At 63.8% G+C, this 19,655-nt stretch carries 18 protein-coding genes; 4 read left to right on the top strand and 14 right to left on the bottom strand.

The genetic code is table 11. The features are described from left to right. Nucleotides 1–180: 180 nt before the first annotated feature. From DXV50_RS01630 to DXV50_RS01615, 4 genes are all read right to left on the bottom strand, one after another. Nucleotides 181–1,431 (bottom strand): coiled-coil domain-containing protein, encoded by a 1,251-nt coding sequence (locus tag DXV50_RS01630; RefSeq protein ID WP_117204483.1) that lies wholly within the window; start codon nt 1,429–1,431, stop codon nt 181–183. Nucleotides 1,432–1,586: 155 nt separating this feature from the next. Further along, nucleotides 1,587–2,642: a nucleoid-associated protein gene (locus DXV50_RS01625; protein ID WP_117204482.1), complete on the bottom strand. Its 1,056-nt coding sequence runs from the start codon at nt 2,640–2,642 to the stop codon at nt 1,587–1,589. A gap of 6 nt (nt 2,643–2,648) precedes the next feature. Then, a complete protein-coding gene (locus DXV50_RS01620) occupies nt 2,649–4,268 on the bottom strand; it encodes a 4Fe-4S dicluster domain-containing protein (protein ID WP_117204481.1) in 1,620 nt (539 codons plus the stop codon). 157 nt (nt 4,269–4,425) lie between these two features. Continuing rightward, nucleotides 4,426–5,109, bottom strand: coding sequence for an RluA family pseudouridine synthase (locus tag DXV50_RS01615; protein WP_117204480.1), 684 nt, complete (start codon nt 5,107–5,109; stop codon nt 4,426–4,428). Nucleotides 5,110–5,244: 135 nt separating this feature from the next. Here DXV50_RS01615 and DXV50_RS01610 point away from each other — a divergent pair, with 135 nt between their 5' ends. From DXV50_RS01610 to DXV50_RS01600, 3 genes are read left to right on the top strand one after another with little or no spacing between them, the layout of a single operon-like run. Continuing rightward, nucleotides 5,245–6,654, top strand: coding sequence for an efflux RND transporter periplasmic adaptor subunit (locus DXV50_RS01610; protein WP_157966948.1), 1,410 nt, complete (start codon nt 5,245–5,247; stop codon nt 6,652–6,654). Nucleotides 6,655–6,658: 4 nt separating this feature from the next. Continuing rightward, nucleotides 6,659–7,429 carry an ABC transporter ATP-binding protein gene (locus tag DXV50_RS01605; protein WP_117204478.1) on the top strand — a complete coding sequence of 257 codons (771 nt, stop codon included), beginning with the start codon at nt 6,659–6,661 and terminating at the stop codon, nt 7,427–7,429. Then, nucleotides 7,426–8,664 (top strand): ABC transporter permease, encoded by a 1,239-nt coding sequence (locus tag DXV50_RS01600; protein WP_117204477.1) that lies wholly within the window; start codon nt 7,426–7,428, stop codon nt 8,662–8,664. Before DXV50_RS01605 ends, DXV50_RS01600 begins: the two co-directional genes overlap by 4 nt. Before the next feature lie 143 nt (nt 8,665–8,807). Here the strand turns inward: DXV50_RS01600 and DXV50_RS01595 are convergent, their stop codons facing one another. From DXV50_RS01595 to DXV50_RS01555, 9 genes are all read right to left on the bottom strand, one after another. Beyond that, nucleotides 8,808–9,710, bottom strand: coding sequence for a MurR/RpiR family transcriptional regulator (locus tag DXV50_RS01595; RefSeq protein WP_117204476.1), 903 nt, complete (start codon nt 9,708–9,710; stop codon nt 8,808–8,810). A 2-nt stretch (nt 9,711–9,712) separates the two neighbouring features. Then, complete coding sequence (locus DXV50_RS01590) at nt 9,713–10,135, bottom strand: PTS sugar transporter subunit IIA (protein WP_117204475.1); 423 nt, start codon at nt 10,133–10,135, stop codon at nt 9,713–9,715. After that, nucleotides 10,132–11,364: a mannitol dehydrogenase family protein gene (locus DXV50_RS01585; protein WP_117204474.1), complete on the bottom strand. Its 1,233-nt coding sequence runs from the start codon at nt 11,362–11,364 to the stop codon at nt 10,132–10,134. The genes DXV50_RS01590 and DXV50_RS01585 overlap by 4 nt, the downstream gene beginning before the upstream one ends. Then, nucleotides 11,361–12,320, bottom strand: coding sequence for a class I mannose-6-phosphate isomerase (locus DXV50_RS01580; protein WP_117204473.1), 960 nt, complete (start codon nt 12,318–12,320; stop codon nt 11,361–11,363). The genes DXV50_RS01585 and DXV50_RS01580 overlap by 4 nt, the downstream gene beginning before the upstream one ends. 15 nt (nt 12,321–12,335) lie before the next feature. After that, complete coding sequence (locus tag DXV50_RS01575; protein WP_117204472.1) at nt 12,336–13,202, bottom strand: PTS system mannose/fructose/sorbose family transporter subunit IID; 867 nt, start codon at nt 13,200–13,202, stop codon at nt 12,336–12,338. 3 nt (nt 13,203–13,205) lie between these two features. Continuing rightward, nucleotides 13,206–14,018 carry a PTS sugar transporter subunit IIC gene (locus tag DXV50_RS01570; RefSeq protein WP_117204471.1) on the bottom strand — a complete coding sequence of 271 codons (813 nt, stop codon included), beginning with the start codon at nt 14,016–14,018 and terminating at the stop codon, nt 13,206–13,208. A gap of 1 nt (nt 14,019) precedes the next feature. Further along, complete coding sequence (locus DXV50_RS01565; protein WP_117204470.1) at nt 14,020–14,505, bottom strand: PTS sugar transporter subunit IIB; 486 nt, start codon at nt 14,503–14,505, stop codon at nt 14,020–14,022. A gap of 199 nt (nt 14,506–14,704) precedes the next feature. Then, the gene (hisS, locus tag DXV50_RS01560; protein WP_117204469.1) at nt 14,705–16,018 is read right to left on the bottom strand and encodes a histidine--tRNA ligase; all 1,314 of its coding nucleotides are present in this window, start codon (nt 16,016–16,018) and stop codon (nt 14,705–14,707) included. 312 nt (nt 16,019–16,330) lie between these two features. Continuing rightward, a complete protein-coding gene (locus tag DXV50_RS01555; protein ID WP_117204468.1) occupies nt 16,331–17,362 on the bottom strand; it encodes a branched-chain amino acid aminotransferase in 1,032 nt (343 codons plus the stop codon). 240 nt (nt 17,363–17,602) lie between these two features. On the opposite strand from DXV50_RS01555, the gene DXV50_RS01550 reads away from it, so the two are divergent. Next, nucleotides 17,603–18,658, top strand: coding sequence for a threonine aldolase family protein (locus DXV50_RS01550; RefSeq protein ID WP_117204467.1), 1,056 nt, complete (start codon nt 17,603–17,605; stop codon nt 18,656–18,658). A gap of 361 nt (nt 18,659–19,019) precedes the next feature. On the opposite strand, the gene DXV50_RS01545 is transcribed toward DXV50_RS01550, so the two are convergent. Then, nucleotides 19,020–19,652 (bottom strand): DUF47 domain-containing protein, encoded by a 633-nt coding sequence (locus tag DXV50_RS01545; RefSeq protein WP_117204466.1) that lies wholly within the window; start codon nt 19,650–19,652, stop codon nt 19,020–19,022. Nucleotides 19,653–19,655: the final 3 nt, after the last annotated feature.

Raw genomic sequence — 19,655 nt, 5'->3', positions numbered from 1 at the left:
TGGGTCGATTGCGGGAAGGCGGCCCGGTCCTTTCGGGAAACCTCAAGTCTTCTGCCACCGTAAATGGTCTGGGGGCCATATGCAAGCGCCCGGCGAGATAAGGCACGCGAGTTGCGGCAAACGGCCCGAGCCACCAGCAGGGGCTCGGGCCGTCCGAGTCGTGCGAACCTTTTGGGAGGGCTACGAGAGCGCCACGCCGCCCAGCCAGCCGCAGCGCACGGTGGACGTGACGCTGTACTCGCTCACCCAGGCAGAGAGGCTGCTCGTGCGCAGACGGCCGCTCGCGTTGTCGCGCACCGTGTTGTTGCCCAGGTAGATGCCCACGTGACCGTAGATCACGGCCGCAGAGCTGTACGGGGCGGACGGGCATGCGACGATCATGCCCGGCTGGATGTTGGAGACGGACGTGTAGCAGTACCAGTTGTACATGTCGCATGCGTTGCCGCCGCCGACATTCAGGCCCGCCGCGGCAAACACGCGCGTGACCCATGCGGCGCACAGGCCGGAGCCCGGGGACGGCACGGAGTAGGCGGCCGACTGCACGGCGGCAAGGCTACCGTTGCCCGTGATGGTCTGGCTACCGCCCGAGCTGGAGCCGCCGGAGCTGGAGCCGCCGGAGCTTCCGTTGTTCTTGTTCGCGGCAGCCGCGGCGGCGGCCTTCCTGCGCTCCTCCTGGCGGGCGGCCTCCTCGGCGGCCTTTTGGGCGGCCAGGAGCTCGGCGTCACGCTGGGCCATGAGCTCCTTGACCTCAGAGCTGAGGTTGCTCACCAGCTCCTGGGCCTCGGCCTGCTTGGCCTGGGCCTCCTCGAGCTGCTGCTCCTGCTGGGCCTGCAGGGTCTCCAGCTCGCTCTTCTGGCTCTCGAGCTCGGCCTTCTCGGTCTCAAGCGAGCTCTTCTGGCTCTCGAGCTCTGCCTTCAGGTCCTTGACCTCGGAGATCATGGCCTGGTCGGCGGCACTGATCTTGTCGAGGTAGTAGATGTTGCTCGTGAGCTCCTCAAAGGTCGCGGAGGAGAGCAGGATGTCCAGCACGGAGGAGCCGCCGGACTTGTAGGCAGAGCACATGCGCTCGCCCAGCTGCTGCTGCTTTGCCTCGACCTCGGCCTGCTTGGCGTCAATCTCGGTCTGCTTCTGCTCGATCTCGGCCTGCTTGGCGTCAATCTGCGAGGAGAGGTCCCCCACCTGGGCCTGGGTCTGGCTCAGCTGGTCCGCAATGGCCGAGTACTCCTGGCCAATCTGGTCAAGCTTTGACTGGGCCTCGTCGTAGCTCAGCTGCGCCGCGTCGAGCTTCTCCTGCGTGGTGGCGGCGCGGGCGATGGCGGGAGAAAGGACGGCGCACATGCCGGCGCCAATGAGGATGCGCAGGGCGTCCCTGCGGGTAACGGTCCTAGGGGTCAGTCCGACCTCGGAAGAGTCAATACGCTTGCGCGACATTCGGTCTCCTTGGATACGGTGAAGCTGCGTGTGGTTGAGCTGAATGCGTTCCAATTCTAGCCGAGAAGACTCACTTTGACCAAAACCACACGCCCATGGCAACACGCGTCACGCTACGCCGGGAGAAGGGCTGGCGCGTCCGAGGCCCTTCTCGGCTAGCGATTCTCTATCTGGGCCACGTTGCCGATGCTGATGGTGATGCGGCCCTCTGAATCGGTGGTGAAGTCGAGGTAGCCGGGCTTGTCGGCAAGCTCGGACGGGAAGCTGATCTCAACCCCGGTGTCCGTGCGGATCTTGTGGCTCTTGGTCAGGCGGTTTGCCACGCCGCGGCGCACGGGGGCCTCCTCGGGAAGCCTTGCCTCGCGGACGCGCTCCTCGTAGACCTGCTGCACGTCGGGCCTGTCCTCGAAGATCTGGCGTCCGACCTCGGCGGGCTCGATGACCTCGTCCTGGTCGGCCTTCTCGGCGACGTAGGCCTTGGCGCGGGAGACCTCCACGGCCGGCGTGAGGCCGTACTCCTCGGCAATGTCGCTCACAATGACGCTGACTTCGTCGATGACCTCGTGGCTAGAGGCGGAGGACACGCACTGGAGGAACTTCTCGGGGATGACCATGGACGCGGCGCCGCCGATGGAGCGCTCCTTGTCGTGGAAGTCTATGGTCATGGCCTCGCAGTCGACGAGCACGTAGGAGTCCACCTTCTGGGTGGGGCTGGGCAGCGTGGTGTCCACGCGCGTGATGTCGTTGGTGGAGCCGCCCACCTCGTGCATGAAGGCCTGCTTGCGCGGCAGCAGCACCACGGCAAAGAAGCGCTTGCCCGCGGGGCCGTCAAAGGCGGCATCCACCTGCTCGTCGGTGGAGGCGGCGTCGACCTTGCCCTCGTCGGTGTCGCGGAAGTCCGCCACCAGGAGGTCGCACTGCTCGAGCTCCTCCGCGCGGCGCAGCTCCTCCCAGAACCACTGCGCGATCTGCGTGGAGAAGGACACGAAGTCCGTGCCTCCGCCAAGGTAGTGCTCAAGCTCGCCGGCAAAGCCCGACTCCGGGGAGAACTCGCCGTGCTTTGACTCCGCGTTGGCCACGATGCGGCGCAGGCGCCTCTGGACGTAGGAGCGCGTGGCGCGCGACTCCAGGTCCAGGGGCTGGTCTGAGAGGTAGGCGGAGCCCTCCTCGAAGTCGAAGACGTGCAGGATTGCCTGACTGACCTTGAGCATGTGGTTCTACTCCGTATCCTGGTTCTGGCTTGCGGGCGTGGCCGCCTCGAAGGTCTCGGCGACCTCGTCGATGTCGGCGGCGTGCTTGCCGTCGGCGTCGCGCTCGAGGGCCGGGATGAGCATGCGGTAGGAGTTCTCGTTGGCGTTCTTGCGCGGCGAGGTCTTCGCGTAGCGCTTGACCGCGGCGGCGGTCTTGTTCACCGCGGTGAGGGTGCCGGCACCGGCGACGCAGCCGCCCGGGCAGGCCATACCCTCGAGCAGGTAGCCATTGTACTTGCCCTTGACGGCGTCCTTCATCAGCTTGCGGCACTCCTCGAGGCCCTCGGCGTTGGCCACCTTGACCTCGCGCTCGGGGTAGCGCTTGTGAATGGCGTTGGCCACGGCCGTCGCCACGCCGCCCGCCACGGCAAAGCCGCGGCCGTCGGCGGAAGCCACGTCGAAGTCGCCCCCCTCGCCCGCAAGCTTGGTGTAGTCGATCTGCTTGGCGCTCATCATGCCCGCCATCTCCTCGAAGGTGAGGACGAAGTCGACCTCGGAGCGCACGGACTCGCGCATGGCCTCGAGCTTCTTTGCGGAGCACGGCCCGACAAAGACGATCTTTGCGTTGGGGTGCTGCTTGCGGATAAGGCGCGCGGTGAGCGTCATGGGCGTAAGGGCCATGCTGATGCAATCGGCGTTCTTGGGGAACTCCTTCTTTGCCATGACCGACCATGCCGGGCAGCAAGAAGTGCCCATGAACGGGATCTTTTCGGGCACCTCCTCGAGGAAGTCCTCGGACTCCTGGATGGTGCACAGGTCGGCGCCGAGAGCGACCTCCTCCATGCCGGAGAAGCCGAGCTGCTTGAAGGCCTCGCGGAGCTTGTCGACGTTGCCCTTGCCGCCGAACTGGCCGACAAAGGCGGGCGCGACCTCGGCGATGACCTCGTCCCCGGCGTTGATGGCCATGATCACCTGGAAGATCTGGCTCTTGTCGGCGATGGCGCCGAAGGGGCAGTTGACCAGGCACTGGCCGCAGCTCACGCACTTCTCGTAGTCGATCTTTGCGCGGCCGTGCTCGTCGGAGCCGATGGCGCCCATGCCGCACGCCGCGGCGCAGGGCCGCTCGAAGTGGTGGATGGCGTGGTAGGGGCAGGTCTTGGCGCACAGGCCGCAGTGGACGCACTTCTCCTGGTCGATATAGGCCTTCTTGTCCTTGAAGGTGATGGCGCCCTTGGGGCAAATCTCGCGGCAGGGGTGCGCGAGGCAACCCTGGCAGGCGTTGCTCACCTCATAGACGTTGTCTTTGCAGGCGTTGCAGGCAAACTTGATGACGTTGATCAGCGGCGGCTGGTAGTAGGTCTCGGGAACCGAGGCGTCGATGATGCCGTCGGTCATGCTTTGCGGCTTGTCGACGCCCTGCAGCGGCAGGCCCATGGCCAGGCGGATGCGCTCAGACACGATAGCGCGCTCAAGGAAGACGGACTCGCGGTAGGTCGCGATCTCGCCGGGGACGATCTCGTAGGGCAGGCGCTGGAGATCTCCCTCGGAGTCCTCCCCCTGCTCGTAGGCGATGCGGGCGACGCCCGCAAAGACCTTTCGGCGAATCTCGGTAAGGTTGGTGTAGACACCACGCATAGTGCCAGGCATGTGAAATCCCTCTCCCCTTTTGGTTGCGATTTTCTTGCCAGGCGGAGCTCCCCCTCAGAAGCGGCCGCACCCCACAAGTATGGCCCAAACTGACGGCATGCGGCTACAACGGCACCGTATTGGCACAGCATGCGAGAAGCCCGCGCCGCTCGTGGCGCTAGCCCCAGAGCGCGGGGTCCCACGCACCCAGGCGGGCGGGCCAGGCCGTCCGCAGGCGCAGGCGCTCATGGGTGCTCGGGTGCTCGAGCTCCTCCTCGAAGGCGTGGAGCAGGAGGCCCGAGGCACTTCTCGCCCCGTTGTAGAGCGTGTCTCCCACAATGGGAAAGCCCCGGTGGGCAAGGTGAACGCGGATCTGGTGCTTGCGGCCGCTGCCGAGCTCCACGGCCAGGAGGCTGCGCCCGCTCGCGTAGGCCAGGCGACGCACGCGCGTGAGGGCGGGCTTTCCCCTGCCGGGGGCACAGACGCGCATGCGACGCGCGTCGTGGCGGTCGCGGCCGAGCGGCTGCTCTATGACCTTCTCGCCAGAGGGAAAGCGTCCCTGGACCACGGCGAGGTAGCGCTTTGCCATGGCGTGACCAGCCACCTGCGCGTCAAGCGCCGGCTGCGTGGCCTTGTCTAGCGAGAAGAGCACGAGGCCGGAGGTGCCCACGTCAAGACGCTGCACGGCCTGGGGGCGCGCGTCGGGACGGCCCGTCGTGACAAGGTGGTCCGCCACGAGGTCGGTCAGCGTCTGCGTGCCGGTGCCGTCCCCGTGCACCAGGATGCCCGCCGGCTTGTCCACCGCGAGCAGGACGTCGTCCTCGTAGACCACGGCGATGTTTTTGTGAGAAATACCGTTCATGGCGCCATACCGTCCTCTCGCCGCCGAAGGCCAAGCACTCAGCATACCGCGTCAGGGATGCCAAAAGTATGCTTCCCTCATCAATGCTCGGTACCGAGGAGGTCGCCATGCACGATGCCAGGACACCCCGCGCAAATGAGAACTTCCCCCGACGATAGCCAGGAAACGCTGCAGACGCTGCGCCCGGACGGGACCCTCGGCGAGTCCGAGGAGGACATGGAGGCGCGCCTTGCCATGGAAAGCCTCATGCGCCATCGCCGCGCGCGCAGGCGCAAGAAGCTGATCGTGAGAGGCATCGTCGGCGTGATCGTGCTCGTGGGCGCCGTCGCGTGGGGCATCTCGAGGTTCACAGGGAACGCCGGGGGCGGCGACTCGCCCCAGCTCATGACGACCTTCGTCGACCGCGGCGACTTTACCGAGGCGGTCGAGACCTCCGGCGCAGTCAAGCCCGTGACCTCCGTCGTCGTGAACCCCGAGGTCGGCGGCACCATCGAGTCCGTGAACGTCGCGGAAGGGGACACCGTCCAGGAGGGCGACGTGCTCCTTACCGTAAAGAACGACGAGCTGGACAAGGCGATTCGCGACGCGGAGATGGGCGTGCGCAACGCAAAGCTCGGCGTCTCGCAGGCTCAGTCGGCCTACGCCACGACGCTCGAGGCGTACAACAAGGTCGAGGAGGTAAAGGACGAAGCAGGAAACGTCGTCGAGTACAAACGCGGCGCGGAGGGCCGCGACGTCGACTCGGCCGCGTTCGCCGTAGAGTCCGCCAACAACTCCCTCTCCGACGCCCAGGAGGCCTACAGCATCGCCGTCGCAAACGCCGAGAAGCGCACGGTGCGCGCGCCCAAGGGCGGCTCGGTAGTGGCCATGAACGCGCAGGTCGGCGCCTCGACCGACTCCGCCGCAAACGCCGGCGGCCTCATCCAGATCGCCGACCTCTCGCAGATGACGGTCAAGGTCCAGGTCAACGAGGTCGACATCTCGAAGGTCTCGGTCGGGCAGATGGCCAAGGTCACCTTCTCTGCCTTGCCCGGCGTCGAGCTCGACGCTCAGGTCACCCGCATCGCGACCGTCGCGAGCAGCGGCGAGGACTCCTCCGGCCACGGCGGGGGCGTCGTGACCTACGACGTCAGCCTGCTCATCCCCCAGCCTGCCGCCGAGCTCAAGCCCGGCATGACGGCCAACGTCCAGATCATGCTCCAAAGCGTGCCCGACACCCTCATGGTCCCCTTGAGCTGCGTGGCTATGGACGAGGCGGGCGGCTCCTACGTCATGGTCGTCACCGATTACGAGACGGGCGCCGCCGAGCGCAGGTCTGTGAGCGTCAGGGCATCGAACCAGACGACCGCTGCCATCGAAGGCAACGTCGACGAGGGCGACAAGGTCCTTCTTGACCCGTACTCGGTGCCCGACCCCGACATGGGTACCAACGACGGCTCGGGCCCCGTCTCGACCGACGGCGAAGCGCCCGTCGCAGAGAACGCCGCGGGGTCCGCGTCCGACGACGGCGCCGAGCCTACCGCCGCGGCGGATACGGCGGCGTAGCGCCATGGCCGCCCCCGTCATCGACATCTCCGGCCTCTGGCGCATCTACGAGTCCGCCGCCGGCCTCACCACCGTGCTGCGCGGCGTCTCGCTGCAGGTCGCGCGCGGGGAGTTTCTTGCCATCATGGGGCCTTCGGGCTCCGGCAAATCAACGCTCATGAACACGCTCGGCTGCCTCGACCGCCCGACCGCTGGCTCGTACCGCCTCGAGGGCGTGGAGGTCTCCGAGCTCTCCGAGGACGACCTTGCCTACGTGCGCTCTTCTCGCCTTGGCTTCGTGTTCCAGTCGTTCAACCTCATGCCGCGCGCCACGGTGCTCAGAAACGTGATGCTCCCGCTCGTCTACTCCGACATCGCGCCGCGCGAGCGTGAGCTGCTGGCATGGAAGGCCCTGCGCGCAGTCGGCCTGCCCGAGGAACACTTCCTCCACCGCGCCAACGAGCTCTCCGGCGGCCAGATGCAGCGCGTCGCCATCGCCCGCGCCCTTGTGAACGACCCGGCGATCATCCTCGCCGACGAGCCCACGGGCAACCTCGACACCGCCACGGGCGAGCTCGTGATGAAGACCTTCCGCCGCCTCCAGAAGCGCGGGAAGACCATCGTGCTCATTACCCACGACGCGGAGGTGGCCGCCTGGGCCGACCGAACCGTGCACATCCGAGACGGTAGGCTGCTCACCGACGAACAGGAGCGCGCCGTCCAGGAGCAGCTTACGGGCGGCGTCGGAAGCGCTCGGCTCGCGCCCGGCCGAATCAAGGAGGTACCCACCGTATGAAAGCGCGCGACCTCGCCTACGAGACAGGCTCGGCACTTCTTGCCAACCGGATGCGGACCCTGCTCACCATCCTCGGCATCGTAATCGGCATCGCCGCCGTGATCGCGCTCACGTCGCTCATCGACGGCATGCGCGCGGCCATTGTGGGCCAGCTCGGCCTCAACGCCGCCCGCACGGTCGAGATCACGTGTTGGCCGCCGAACAACCGACAGCTCACCGAGGCAGACGTCGAGACCATGGCCCGCGACCTCGCCGGCGACTACGACTTCATAACCTGCTGCGCCAACGCCTGGTCGAGCGTGTCGAGCCCGACCTCCTCGTCCGAGGAGATGACGATCATAGCCTGCGACGAGAAATTCTTTGAGGCGAGGGGCCTGAAGGCCCAGAAGGGACGGGTCTTCACCGCCGAGGAGAACGAGGAGTCCTCGATGGTGGTCGTGCTCGGCGGGGCCTCGGTAAAGAAGCTCTTTGGGCAAGCCGACGCCGATGCCGTGGGAAAGACGGTGCGCATCGGCAACGACACCTATACCGTGGTTGGCACGCTCGAGTCGGACAGCATGCAGGGCGACTGGGGCGTGGCCTACATCCCCTACCGCACGGCCAAAGTCCGCCTGATCGGCCAGCAGGACGACGCCGCGCTTAGTATCTTCGGCTTTGCTCGCGAGAACGCCGACATCTACAGGGTGGCCGAGCGCACCGACTCGTACCTGCGCACGAAGTACAACATCCCCGAGGCCGACCCGGACGGGGGCGGCAGCTCGGAGGAGGGCTACTGCCACGTCTCGACGGCCCAGTCTATGCTCGACCAGCTGGAGAGCACGATGTCGTCTTTCCGCCTGATGGCGTTCGCCGTGGCGGGAATCTCGCTTCTAGTCGGCGGCATCGGCATCATGAACATGATGCTCACCAATGTGACCGAGAGGATCCGCGAGATCGGCCTGCGCAAGGCGCTCGGCGCCAAGCGAGCGGACATCACAGCGCAGTTCCTGCTCGAGAGCATCGCGATCTGCATCGCGGGCGGCGTCATCGGCGTCGCCGTGGGCTACGGCGCGGCATGGCTGCTCGCGGGCTTCGCCGGGTCGAGCCTCGGCTACGAGAGCCTCGTCCCCGTGATCACACCGCAGACCGCGCTTCTGGCGGCGGGCATCTGCTGCGGCATCGGCGTGCTGTTCGGGTTCTACCCCGCCCGGCGCGCCGCCCGCCTCGACCCCGTGGAGGCGCTGCGCTACCAGTAACTAGGAAGGGCGCTCTGCCGCGGTCGGCGCCCTTCCTTGTGCCCAACTCCCCCACGGCGGATACATTCCGGGCTTTTTCGGCCCCGATGCGTCCGCCGTGCAGGGGCTGATTCTTCTTGATAGGTTTGTGGGAAGGCGGACGGCTATTCGCGGCGCTCGGAGAACGCCGCCACAATGCCCCCGCGATACGCGGCGGCATACTTTTTGCGGTCTTGCTGATAAACGCTTGCGACCAGCGTATCGGTCATGAGCATCACGCCCGCGTCCACTCCCATTGACGTCATCGGCGTCGAGCGGTCGGCGACCTCGATAACGCGCAGGCTCGAGGTCGCAAGCCTCGAGAGAGGGTTATCCGACGCGTCGCAGATTGCTAACACGGGGATTCCCTTGGCCACAGCGGCCTTCGCCACCCCCACCGGTTCGACTTTGTCTCCCGATTTTGAGACGACAACCAGCAGATCTTTGTTCGGGTCGAGCGTCCGCAGGCGTCGCTTAACCTGGATAATCTCAGCATCGCAGTAGGCGTTCTTTCCAAGCCCGACCAACGACCAACACAAGCGGGACGTCAACAAACCGCTCTCCATGCATCCATAGCAAATGATGGTGTCCGCCCCATCGACAAGACGGGCCGCCTGGGCCAGATTATCCTCGGTATTGCTTCTTACGACGCCTTTTAGAAGCTCGTGATACTTTGCTTCGATCTTGCTCATAACGGTGAATAACCCGTCGTCATTCTGTATCTCGGTGCTCAAATCACCGGAGCTTTTGATATCGGCGATCATCTCGCCGAACATCGAGTACCCCATCTTTTTCGAGAAGCGCATGACAGTCGACTGCCCCACGTCGAGACGCCGCGCGAGCTCGTGCGAGGTCACGTCCTCAATCTCGTCGCCGTTCATGATGAGATAGTCGGCGACCTTTCTCTCCGCCATGGTGAATTTAGGGTAGAGACTCTTGACCCTTGTGGTGAACAGCGCAATCACCGTCCAAATAAAAAAGGCCGGGGAAGATCGACTTCCCCGGCATAGGCGTACTACCAGAGGCAATGCTAGAGGTCCTCTTCCTCATCAATCATATCCGACCGGCCGGCGCTTTCCTCAAAAAACCCGACTCCTCCGGGAACCGACGCGCAAAGAAGGTCCACGACTTCCGAAGCCTTCGGCCCATCCTCAATGCTCAGGGCCGCTTCCAGGATCGCAGCCAAGTTCATTCCGGCAACGACCTTAACCTGGTCGTTCTCATGCGCAATCATGCAGGCACGGTTGTAGGGGGTGCCGCCGACCAGATCGCAGATAATCACAACCGCCTCGCCACATTCTGCGATGTTTCTCAGGCGGGAACCGAACTCATCCGGCGAGTCGACCGGGGTGAAATCGGCAAACGATACAGCTTCCTCATTACCAGAAAGCATAGCGACGGCAGATGCAACGCCCGAAGCGTAATGCCCGTGCCCAGCAAGTACCAATCTCATCGGGTTATCTCTCCTTCTGCAGGCTTGGGCTTCTCAGCCCCCTCCAAACATTGAATTTCCTGGACAAAACCGACCAAGAGACGGCAGGCGATTGCCTCGTCGGGAACGGACGGATTCAAACCCGTAATAGTGACGACTGCATTCTCGAGCGGCATCGAAGCGAGAATCTCCTCGATCTTTGCGGCCTGCTCGTCGCCCGTATTGGGAACAAAGAACCCATAGGCGGCGGCGCGAAGAATAAAGAAAGGCATGATGCCGTGCTTCAAGCAAAGCAGTGCAGGACCGAGGAAGCGCTCACCCCTGCAGAGCTTACGGATGGGCTGTCTAACAACGCGCTCGATGCGATCGCGGAAATAAGGGCTGCTGAACTTGCCCAGCATGGTCTCGAGCAGCGAGTCGTCCGGCACGGGGATGCCGAACTCAGCCTCAAGGGCTCGCCTTCCCTCTCTCCAGGCTTTTCCCGCAAGGTCAGCGCAGAGCTCGTCGGACGCAGCGTCGTTAAGGTATTCGCAGCCCTTGTAAGCACCCATGAAGCCAAGCGAGCAGTGAAGGAGATTCTCGCTCCAGATCTTCTCGGCCATGCTCAGCTCGACATCATTCGAGCGCTGGAAAAAGGACGGGTACTCATACCCCTCGTCGAAGAAGAAGCGGTCCTCGACCGGAAGAATGGGCTTATCGTCCCCCTCAAGGGCGAGCGGCTCCGCGTCCGGGTCGGACGAGAAGGTCACCTTACGGTTGGCCTTTGAGGTAATGAGGGCGACTTGATCGTCGAGCACGGCGAGCTCGTCTGCGTCAAGCAGCTTCTCCAAGGCACCCTCGAAATAGCTGCGAAGCCCGACAAAGTTGCCGCCGATGATCACCGCCGCCTTATGGGCCATGCCCTCATCAATTCGTAGGCGAATCATATCGGCAAGGTCTTGAGCCACGGCGTCAAAGGAAGCGGGGAAGACCGCAACCGCAACGAACTCCGAGTCGGCAAGCCTGCGCAGATAGGCCCCACGGTCCGCCCGGACATCATATGCCTCAAAACCCTCGACGCGAACCTGCTTAAACGTGCCCGTGTCAAGATTGGTCTGTTTGGTGACGAAGTATCCCTGCTCGCAGAGAGCGCGCACGAGGTCGGCGTTGATGTCCGCAAAGGCGATATCGAATCCGCCCTCAGAGAAAAACAGCTCGCCGAATGTCCCTCGGCCTGTGCGGCCGGCGCCGATGATCGTCACCTTTCTCATTTGACGCACTCATTCTTTTCGTGATAGCTGATTGCGATACAGTCCATCTTTCCGGAAAGCACAAGCGGGCCGTACCCAACAGGGATGAAGAGCGTCTCCCCCAACGAGATGGGCTCGCCGCACACGGTGCCGTTCCCGCCAACGCACGTCACAAAGAGGAAGCTGTCGTGCTCAAAAGACGCCTCGCCGTCGACCTTGTAACGCAGGGCGACGTATTCGCCGGGGACGTCGTGATACACAAATCGAGTCACGCCGTCCTTCTTGACGCCCTCCGGACGCTCCGCCTTAAAGGGGAGCTCCGGGAAGCTCGCGCAGGCGCAGACGTCGTCGATGCTGAGCGGGCGGGCGGGGTCGTTGCGGTCGTTGTCATAGAAACGGTACGTGATGTCGCTGTTCGTGCCGAAGGTCGCGGAGACCTTGCCGGAGCCCCAGCCGCCATGGATCACGCCGGCGGGCGTGTGGACGAAGTCGCCGTCTTTGACCTCGAGCTTCGTGAAGAGCGCGTCCCAGTCCTTCTCGTCGATGCAGCGCCTGAACTCCTTAGCGTCCATGGGCTTATGGCCAAAGAGCCACATGCCCTTCTCGTCGGACTCGTCCAGGGTGATCGCGCCGGAGACCTTTCCGCGACAACCTTCATGCGCCATGGCGTATTCATCGCCGGGGTGGGACTGGTAGGACTGGAAGCCCTCGTTGCACGTGATCGTCATCCTTACGGGGAACACCTCGTCGGAGCAGCCGAAGAGCTCGCGGTGCGTCTGGTAAAGCTCGGAGAGCGTCATGCCCATGCCCGTCACCGGGTTATCGAGCTCGCCGGGAAGCGCAAGAACGCTGTAGATCGTGCCGACGTTTTCCAGATCGGTCTTCAGGCCAAAGCGGTCGATGAGCTTATGGCCTGCCCACACAAAGGACTTGTACAGGGGCTCGATGCGGTATACGGAGTGATTGCTTATCTCCATAGGTTGCCCTCTCTGCTACAGAATTCCGACGAGGCCGAGCACCACGACGATGCCCATAAGGCCGAAAATCACCTTGGTTACGGACATGCCCTTCTTGGAGAGCAAATACCAGCAGCCGATGACCAGAAGCAGGCTCAGCAGGTTGGGAAAGATGCCGTTGATGACGTCCTGCAACACCACGGGCGTTGCGTCGGCGGAAGCCGCGAACGACAGCGGCGTGGACAGCTTCACGTAGGACGCGGACAGCGCGCCGATGACGATGATTCCGAAGAGCTGGACCGCGGTCTTGATGCGGTCCATCGCAGTGCCCATCAGCGTCGAAACGGCGTCCTTACCGAGGGTGTAACCGTTGTTGAAGAGGACGCGCGCATAGGCCCACAGCAGAATCGGGGTCGCAATGATGAAGAGCACGACGCCAAGCGGGCTCAGGACATCGCCCGCGCCGGTAAGCGAGATGGCGATGGTGGTGAGCAGCGGAAGGATCGTCGCCTGGACAAGGGAATCGCCCACGCCGGCGAGCGGGCCCATAAGCGAGGATTTAACGGTTCGGATCATCTCGTCGCTTACCGGCTTGCCCAGGGCCTTCTGCTCCTCCATGCCGACGAGTATTCCCCACAGCACGCTCGCCGTCGTCTGCTCGGTGTTGATGAAGTCGAACATGCGAAGCATGCCCTCGCGCTGGCCGTCCTTGTCGTAGTACTTCTTGTAAAGAGGGGCCATATCGTAGGCATAGCAGTTACCGTGCCAGTTCTCGAGGTTGCAGCAGGTCAGATACCTGAGCTGGTAGCGCCAAAAGAGGCGGTCGAGCTCTTCTTTGGTCAACGGCTCGCTGCAGATGGGCTCGGAGCTCTGCTCGGCCTCGTTTTTGATGATGTCGCTCATTGTTTACAGCTCCACTTCGTCATCGTCGGTGAACACGTTCGCGCTTGCGCTTGCAGTCGATGCCTCAGGACGAGAGTCGATCTTCCAGTACAGGAACGCCAGGGCGGCGGCAAAGATGGCAATGGGGATGAAGCCCATGCCCATGGAGGAAACCATCATGAAGCCCAGGACAAAGAAGATGAACATCCAGTTGCCGACAATGTTGAACTTGAGCAGCATGGCCATACCGACGGCGGGCAGGACGCCTCCAAGAAGGCCAAGCGCGTGCATGACGTTCTGCGGGACGACGGCAAGCAGGCTGTCCACAGCGCCGGTGCCCAGGTACATCAGGACGAAAACGACCGCGAAGTTCATGGCCGCCAGGAATGCCTGAGGAAGAATGACGTTGCCGAGCTCGATCTTCTTGTAGTCGACCTCCTCGATGCCCTTACGGACGATTCCGGTGCACACCGTGTTGAAGGCACGCATCACGTGAGTAAGGTTTGCGGTAAGGATGGAGATCGGCGCCGCGATCGCAAGGGCGGTACCGGTATCCAGACCGTTGATAATCGCGATGGCCATAACAGGATAAGAAACAACGCCCACGTCAATGGAAACTGCTCCGCCAACCGCGAAGGCACCCATGTAGGCAAGCTGAAACGCAACTCCAAGCTCAAGGCCCTTTTGCACATCGCCAAAAAGAAGTCCCACAAGGAGGCCTCCCACAAGCGGTCTCTGGAGCGTATAGCGCCCGAACACCATTCCCCCGAAGGAAGCAAACGTATTTGTGAGGTGATAAAGAAGCGCGACAAGAAGTACCTGAACGAAATAAGCCATGTTAGATGCCAGCCTTTCTCTTTGCCTCGGGCCAGGAAAGATCAGGGGTAGTGAACGCAGGATTGATGATCAGCTTGACGCCGCGGGAATCCAGATAATTCAGCGCATCGATCTGAGGCTCCGTGAGGTACAACATCTTTTCGACGAGCTTTGCGCCGTCACAGTTGGGCTGCGGACCGCAGTTGAGGACGCCGTCGAACTCAAAGCCCTGCTCCACGAGCTCCTGAGCAGTCTCGGGCGTCTTGAAGATCACGAGATAGCGCTTCTTTGACGCAGATGCCTGGGGCAGCTTCTCGAGAGCTTTCTTGACAGAAAAACCGAGCACGCGAATGGATCCGAGCGTGTTTGCGAAGACTCCGAGCATGAACTTGTCCCGAGAGATCTCATCATCGACGATGATCACGTCATCGACCGGGTTCTCTTTCGTCACCCTCGTTGTCGTCTGGCCATGCACCACACGACTGTCCACGCGATAGTGAGCAATCAATTCAATACCCCTCTCCAATTCCGGATTCAATGTCTGTAAGGAAGGCCTCCGACGATACAATGGCACAACGCGGATTGAAATGAACCAAGAGAACCGAATTAAGTCGTGAGTGGCTGGTTTATTTGGTTCAGCTGTATACAAAGAAACCCCCTGCCGTAAGGCAGGGGGTCTCGTTGGCGGTTCGCGTGTTGCCTCGAGCTTACGCCAGGCGGGCGGCGACCTCAGCGGCGAGGTCGGCCATGGGGACCTGCACCTGCTCATGGGTGGCCATGTCGCGAATGGTTGCCACGCCGGCGGCCACCTCCTCGGGACCAAGCACCACGCAGTAGGTGGCGTGCAGCTTGTCGGCCTGCTTGAACTGGGACTTCAAGCTGCGACCCTGATAGTCGGCCTCGGTACGGATACCAGCGCCGCGCAGCGCGAGCGTGGCGGCAAAGACGGCGTCGCGCTCCTCGGCGGACGTGCCGGCAACGTAGACGCAGGTGGGCTCCGGCGTGGCAAGCTCCACGCCCTGGGAGGCCAGCGCCAGCGCAATGCGCTCGAAGCCCACGGCAAAGCCGATGCCCGGGGTGGGCTTGCCGCCCTCGAGCTCCATAAGGCCGTCGTAGCGGCCGCCGCCGCCGATGGCACCGACGCCGGCATCCGCAACCTCGACCTCAAAGACAGTGCGGGTGTAGTAGTCAAGACCACGCACGAGCGTGGGGTCCTCGGTGTAGGAGACGCCTGCCTCGTCCAGGTAGCGCTTGACCGCGGCGTAGTGCTCCGCGCAGTCGCCGCAGAGGTGGTCGTTTACCAGCGGCGCGCCGGCCATGACCTCGTGGCAGTGCGGGTTCTTGCAGTCGAAGGCGCGCAGCGGGTTAATCTCGGCGCGCTCGAGGCAGTCCTCGCACATCTCGTCCTTGTGGTCGAGGATGAACTGGCGGACCTTCTCGCGGTAGGCCGGGCGGCACGCGCCGTCACCCATGGAGTTGATGTAGAGGTGCAGCTTGGAGGGGTCAAAGCCCAGGCGCTTGAAGAACTCCATGAGCATGATGATGCACTCGGCGTCAGACGCAGGGTCCGAGGCGCCCAGCCACTCCACGCCCACCTGGTGGAACTGGCGCAGGCGGCCCTTCTGCGGGCGCTCGCCGCGGAACATGGCCTCGGCGTACCAGAGCTTGGCCGGCGCGGCGCCCTGCGGCACCAGGTTGTTCTCCACGGCGGCACGAACCACGCCGGCGGTTCCCTCCGGACGCATGGCCATGCGCTGGCGCGGCTTCAGGCCCGCCTCGGTGCCCGCCTCAAGAAGGTCGCCGAAGAGGGCGCCGGAGACCACGCGGAACATCTCCTTGCGAACCACGTCGGTGGACTCGCCGATACCATGGACGAAGGTGTCCACCTGCTCGATGGCCGGCGTCTCGATCATGTCGAAGCCGTAGGCGCCAAACAGCTCGCGCGCCACGTCCTGCATGTGCTGCCAGGCGCGCATGTAGCCGCCGTAGAGGTCCTCGGTTCCCTGAACCTTCTGTCCCATCCTGGGCTCCTTCTCGCTCGTGCTTGGTTCAATTGGTCAAACTCTCAGTATAGCGCGGCGAGAAGGACATGCCCGGCTGCGGGCACCGGGTAGCCTAGCCCCATCAAGCTCAGACTTCGCGACACCTATGCGTCTCAGAGGCGCCATAAACGTCGCGAAGCCTAAGGTCAGCAGACCTTGCAGTCAAGAAGAACCCGGCGAGAAGCCCGCGCCACTAGAAGACGCATGCATAAAAGGGGCGCCCGCCAAAGACGGACGCCCCCTACGAGAGCTGTTGAGGAGCTGTTTCGCGGAATCGCGCCTACGCGCGACCTACTCCACGTCGATCTTGTGGACCCAACCGAACTGGTCCTCGATGGCGCCGGACTGGATGCCGGTGAGGGTCTCGCGGAGCTTCTTCATGACGGGGCCGACGTGCTCCATGCCGTAGACGATGCTCTGGTCGCCGTTGTCAATCTGACCGACCGGGGAGATGACGGCGGCGGTGCCGCACATGCCGCACTCGACGAACTGGTCGATCTCGTCAAAGCGCACCGGGCGCTGCTCGACGGTCATGCCAAGCATCTTCTCGGCCACGTCCACGAGGGAGCGGCGGGTGATGGAGGGCAGGATGGAGTCGGTGAAGGACTGCGGGACCACGAGGGTGCCGTCCTTCTTGACGAAGAGCACGTTGGCGCCACCGGTCTCCTCGACGTAGGTACGGGTCTGCGGGTCAAGGAAGAGGTTGTCGGCGTAGCCCTTGGAGTGGGCGATGACGCTGGGGTGCAGCGACATGGCGTAGTTCAGGCCGGCCTTGATGTTGCCGGTACCGTGGGGAGCGGCGCGGTCGAACTCGGGGACCTGCAGCTTGACGGGCTTGACGCCACCCTTGTAGTAGGGGCCCACGGGGGTCACGAGGATGCGGAACTGGTACTCGGTGGCGGGCTTCACGCCAATGACGTCGCCCGTGGCGAACATGAACGGACGGATGTAGAGCGTGGCGCCGGAGCCAAAGGGCGGCACCCAGGCGGCGTTGGCGCGGACGACCATCTCGACGGCCTCGACGAACTTGTCCTTGGGGAAGCTCGGCATCTCGAGGCGGGCAGCGGAGTCGTACATGCGCTGGGCGTTCATGTCGGGACGGAAGCAGACGATGTCGCCGTTCTCGGTGGTGTAGGCCTTCAGACCCTCAAAGACCTCCTGGCAGTAGTGGAGAAGGCCGGCGCACTCGGACAGCGTGACGGTGTGGTCGGAGGTAAGGCCGCCCTCTTCCCAGGCGCCATCCTTGTAGTTGCACACGTAGCTGTAGTCCGTGTGCATGTAAGCAAAGCTGAGGTTGCCCCAGTCCAGGTCCTTCTTCTCCATGCGAGAACATCTCCTTGCGTTGGCGCCAGGCGCCGTCGTTCCTTCTGGTACGTAAGGCGCTAGGTTAGACCTTTGACGGACGCATTGCCGGGTCGCGTCCGGGCTATGCCGAGCTTTTAACATTGGCCGGCGGCGAGCAATCGGCGAGAAGCCCGCAGATCCGCTCGCTCCGGCCACACCACCCGCACGCCCCGCCCGTGATAGCCTATCAACGTCACACCACCACAGAAAGGCCCAGCCATGCGCATGTTCATGAACGACTACTCCGAGGGTGCCTGCCCCCAGATCATGGACGCGCTTCTCGCCACCAACGGCGAGCAGTGCGTCGGCTACACCGAGGGAGACCCCCACTGCAAGCACGCCCGCGAGCTCATCCGCGCCGCCTGCGGGCGCGATGACGTAGACGTCGAGTTCTGCATCGGCGGCACCTCGGCCAACGTCATCGGCGTGACCGGACTCCTCGAGGACTGGGAGGGTGCCATCTGCACGCCCGACGGCCACATCAACGTCCACGAGACCGGCGCCGTGGCGGCCTGCGGCCGCACGGTGCTGCCCACCGACGACGCCGACGGCTTCCTCTCCCCCGAGGCGGCCGAGCGCGTCTGGCAGTTCCAGACCTCCTGCGGCCGCCACATGACCCGTCCCGGCGCCATCTACATCTCAAACACCACGGAGTCTGGCGGCGTCTGGGACCTCGCGCGCTTTGACGCCATCTGCGACTGGGCAGACGAGCGCGGCCTCAAGATCTTCCTCGACGGCGCCCGCATCGCGAGCGGCCTCACCTCGCCGGCGGTGGACGGCCTCACGCTTGAGCACATCGCAGCCCGCTGCTCGGCCTTCTACCTGGGCGGGACCAAGAACGGCATGCTCATGGGCGAGGCCATGGTCATCACCGACCCCAAGCTCAAGGCCGCCTTCCCCTACGTGCAGAAGGAGCGCGGCGGCCTGCTTGCCAAGGGCCGCCTGCTGGGCGTCCAGTTCGAGACCGCCTTCGCCCAGCCCGCCGACGGCGACGAGGCCCTCTACTGGCAGCTGGCCAGAAGCGCCAACAACTGCGCCCTGAAGCTGCGCGACGGCATGGTCGGGCTGGGCTTTGAGCCCTACCGTCACTCCGACTCCAACCAGCAGTTCTTCACGGTGAGCACTTCCCAGCAGCAGGCCTTCGAGGCGGCCTGCAACTGCGAGACCTTCTTCACCCTGCCCGACGGCCGCCGCGTCATCCGCTTCGTCACGTCCTGGGCCACCCAGCCCTCAGACGTCGACGAGCTCCTGGCCCTCGCCAAGACGCTGGCCTAGACGAGACGGGGTCTTCTTGCGCGCAGATTTCTCATCCACTGGAACGCGCCTCTGCGCACGCCGCACTTCCGCGCAATTTCCGCTTCCACTGGAACGCCAAACTGCGCCCTCAGACCCCTTGCGCACTTTTCGCTTCCGCTGGAAGCCCAACTTGCGCGCCCGTATCAACGCCCTCTTCCCTATTTAGGCATCCCGCCGCGCTTGGCGAGAAGAGCCGCAACGCAGCAGGGCCTCCCGCCCCTTTGCTGAAAACGAGTTCTGCATGAGCCGAAGGCCCCTAAACGGGGCCTTCGTGCGAAAAGGACTGCTCGAGTTTTCAGCAAAGGGGCGGGAGGCCCGTCGGAGCCTGTGAACTTCTCGCCTACGCGCTCTTCATGATGACCGCACGCACGATGCCCGCCGCGTCGTCGCAGGCATCGAGGACCTGCTCCATGCGGTCGAAGATGCGCAGCCAGGTCACGGCGTACTTGCCATCGGCGGCAGCGTCCTCCTCGCGGAAGAGGCGACGCAGGGCGTTCTGATAGACCGTATCGCCCTCGTCCTCGATGTCGCCCAGCGAGATGGCCTTCTCCATGACCGGCTCGGGCTTCTTGTTGTACTCGGGCAGGCGGTTGATCATCTCCTGCATCTCCTTGACCGCGCGCACGGTGAGGTCGGCGATCTGCTCGGCCTCAAGGCGCATGTCGCTCAGGTTGAAGAGGTCCAGGCGCATGGTCACGCCGTACATGGCGTCGGTCACGTTGTCCATGGCAAGCGCCAGGTCGGAGATGTCCTCGCGGTCAAGCGGCGTGATGAAGGAGGTGTAGAGCTTGCCCATGATGGTCTTCACGCGCTCGTCGCAGTTGGTCTCGAAGACCTTCATCTGCGGGATGCGGCTCATGGAGTGGGGGAAGTCGTGCACGATGCCGGCGTACTCCTCGGAGGTCTCCACGATGAGGGCGGCAAACTCCTTGAGCAGGGTGTAGAACTCGTCTTCCTTCTTGATGCGTGCCATTTC

This window comes from Paratractidigestivibacter faecalis, assembly GCF_003416765.1.
GTDB lineage: Bacteria > Actinomycetota > Coriobacteriia > Coriobacteriales > Atopobiaceae > Paratractidigestivibacter > Paratractidigestivibacter faecalis.
The sequence above is the reverse complement of the archived record's forward strand: the minus strand, read 5'-3'. Positions and strand labels throughout refer to the sequence as shown.